This is a genomic window from Desulfofundulus thermobenzoicus (assembly GCF_009428905.1).
Classification (GTDB): domain Bacteria; phylum Bacillota; class Desulfotomaculia; order Desulfotomaculales; family Desulfovirgulaceae; genus Desulfofundulus_A; species Desulfofundulus_A thermobenzoicus.
In genome coordinates, this window is the sequence record NZ_WHYR01000099.1 from 1 (window position 1) to 2,621 (window position 2,621).

General features: G+C 45.5%; 3 protein-coding genes and 1 tRNA gene. 2 read left to right on the forward strand and 2 right to left on the reverse strand.

Annotated features, from left to right (window positions below):
* The first annotated feature begins 198 nt into the window (after positions 1–198).
* Positions 199–273: transfer RNA gene (locus GFC01_RS17590), tRNA-Trp, on the forward strand.
* 92 nt (positions 274–365) lie between these two features.
* Here GFC01_RS17590 and GFC01_RS17595 read toward each other — a convergent pair.
* On the reverse strand, positions 366–1,586 hold the full coding sequence (locus tag GFC01_RS17595) for a tyrosine-type recombinase/integrase (protein ID WP_194175028.1): 1,221 nt from the start codon (positions 1,584–1,586) through the stop codon (positions 366–368).
* Between the two features lie 148 nt (positions 1,587–1,734).
* The gene (locus GFC01_RS17600; protein ID WP_152948450.1) at positions 1,735–1,974 is read right to left on the reverse strand and encodes a helix-turn-helix domain-containing protein; all 240 of its coding nucleotides are present in this window, start codon (positions 1,972–1,974) and stop codon (positions 1,735–1,737) included.
* A 167-nt stretch (positions 1,975–2,141) separates the two neighbouring features.
* Here GFC01_RS17600 and GFC01_RS17605 point away from each other — a divergent pair, with 167 nt between their 5' ends.
* A complete protein-coding gene (locus tag GFC01_RS17605) occupies positions 2,142–2,306 on the forward strand; it encodes a hypothetical protein (protein ID WP_152948451.1) in 165 nt (54 codons plus the stop codon).
* Positions 2,307–2,621 lie beyond the last annotated feature (315 nt).

The following is a 2,621-nucleotide window of genomic DNA, read 5'->3' on the forward strand; positions in this document are numbered from 1 at the left end:
GTGGGTTTGTCTGACCACCTGCGGGGTGGATGTCAAGGCCGCTGCCTTGAAACTAATGTTTTTGAGCGGTGAGGTCTCAAAACGGGAAAAATTTTTATGGAGATACCTACTGGATCTTGACACGGACCCCCGGAAGAACCGGGCTTGACGAGGAGTTTAAAGTGATATATAATGTACCTTGCCAAATAAATTCTGTGCAGGGGAGTAGCTCAATGGTAGAGCGGCGGTCTCCAAAACCGTAGGCTGCGGGTTCGAGTCCTGTCTCCCCTGCCAAAGAAAGCAGTAATGGCAAGGCTTCCGAGGGTGGAAGTCCTTGCCATCTACTTCGAAAATGGTTAGTTTGAGAAAAATTTGAGAAAATGCTTTCAGGCCAGGATGTCATCCAGCTTCCTGGCGATTTTTTTCTGTGTGCCTTTGACGTGATGGGTATATAAATCCAGTGTGATGCCTGTTTTACTGTGTCCCAGTCTTTCAGAAACCGCTTTCGGGTGTTCCCCTTCCTCAAACAGCCAGGTTGCGTGTCCGTGTCGCAATCCATGGAATGTTACGTTTATACCGGCCTTTTTAACCGTCCTGCTGAATATACTACTAAACGTTGTCGGGTGATGCGGACTGCCATCCTCCCGGCAGCATACTAGGTTGTTGTCCTGGTAGATCTTCCCATAGGCCAACCTGTCTTTCTTCTGCTGTGTTCTATGCTTTTTCAGCTCGTCAACCAACCATTGGGGAATGTCAATTGTCCGCTTACTCTGCCTGGTTTTCGTGGATTTGAAGTAAATTTCGTTCCTGCCCTTATTCGGAAGCTTATCTTCTGGAAGGCCGATATACTCTTCCTTGCGCTTCAGTCCTATGCTGCGTCTTATTGAAACGGTCATCTTTTTCAGGTCAACGTCATCCCACGTCAGTGCCAGGACTTCTCCCAATCTGGCACCCGTACTGACAGCAATGCAGGTTGGGATATACAGGTATGTTCCTTTAACCACGTCAAGCACGTCTTTAATTTTTTCCCGTGGTAAAAACTGCACTTCCTTTTCTTCGTCCTTGCTCTTCTTCGGTGGATCAACCACGTCCGCTACATTCCGGTGAACCAGCTCCCACTTAACTGCACATTCCAGTGCTTCATGAATCACCCTGTGGATGTGCAGGATGGTTGTTGGATCAAGCCCTTTCCTCCCATTCTTTCCGTCTTTCCTTCCCTCTTTCAGCAGTTTGCTGTATAAATCCCTTAAGTGTGTGGGATGCAGTTTCTGTAAAGGTATGTCTCCTAAATGCGGTTTCAGGTGGTTCCTGATTATGCTCTCATAACCGTCAATGGTACGCTGTGAAGTGTTTGACATTACGTAATCCTGCATCCACCTGTCAAGAAATTCGCCGAATGTCATTTTCTCGGGATTGATTTTAACTCCTTTTTGAAGCTGTGCTATTAAATCGACCAACCGTTTTTCGGCATCCCGCTTTTTTCCCACGAAAGTTTCCTGGTATTTGCCGTATTTGGGCTTTCCAGTTTCCGGATCGACACCCACCTTACCCAAACTGACCGTGATCCGCCAGCTATCCTTTCCCTGCTTGCGAATACTCCCGCGCATAATACCTACCTCCTGTTTTAATTTACCAGATTTACCATTTCTACCGTTCGATTTTCGAGACTTCAATTTATCTGGCAATAGAAAAACATTCACCACATCATTTTCGTTCGATATTTGCCATTCTGGAAAGCCACAGGGTGAATGGCCGTTATTTCCCCTGTGGCTGTTCTGCATCACCTACCTTTTCATCGGGAACATACTCCAGCAAATCCCCTGGGTTGCAATGAAGGTACTTACATAACCTGTCCAGGGTATTCAGATCAATTTGCTCTGCCTTGTTGTACCACAACTTGGTTAGTGTGCTCCTGGCAATTCCTGTATCCCTGTGAACATGGCTAATTTTTAAATGCTTGTCTGCCATAATCCGGCCAAGAGTAACCTTGATCATATTTGTTCCCTCCTTTCTAAGGATAGTTTAGCATGATGGAATACATTTTGTCAACGGTAACGAAAAAAATATTTCGTATTAACTCCAAAAACCTATTGACATGTTGTATGGGATGCGCTACAATATAATCACAACAAAAAACATTTTAATGAAAGGGGTTTTGCGGAATGTCAGAAATTAGAGTGGATGAAAATCGTAAGTTTTGGGTGGACTATTGTGAGGAAGGGTTAGCCAAAGCATTTTGGAAGCTTATGGAAACACTTACCGATGAACAAATTGAACTTCTGGAGGAAATTATTGACTTCAAGCGGGATCTTGACAATCTGCGGTAAACAATATCAATAAGCGGCCACAAGCTGGCCGCTTTTTTTTTTCCTACCACAGGGTGAATCGCATTGGGTTTGGAGTGGGTTGTTCTCTAAAACACCTGATTGTACCAAATGGTCATGGTTACCATACACCATGGTTACCAGTGCCAGGTTAATTCTACCAGTTTATTAATTGTCCGGTATCATTGGCAGGTTGCTTGCCCTGGACGGGTACCCCGGTTTTAAAGGTACCGGCAGGGGCCGGATGGGAAGGAAACGCTAGTTTTCCATACCGATGCCGAACATACCCATTGGCCGGGGTACCCCCTGTCTCTTATA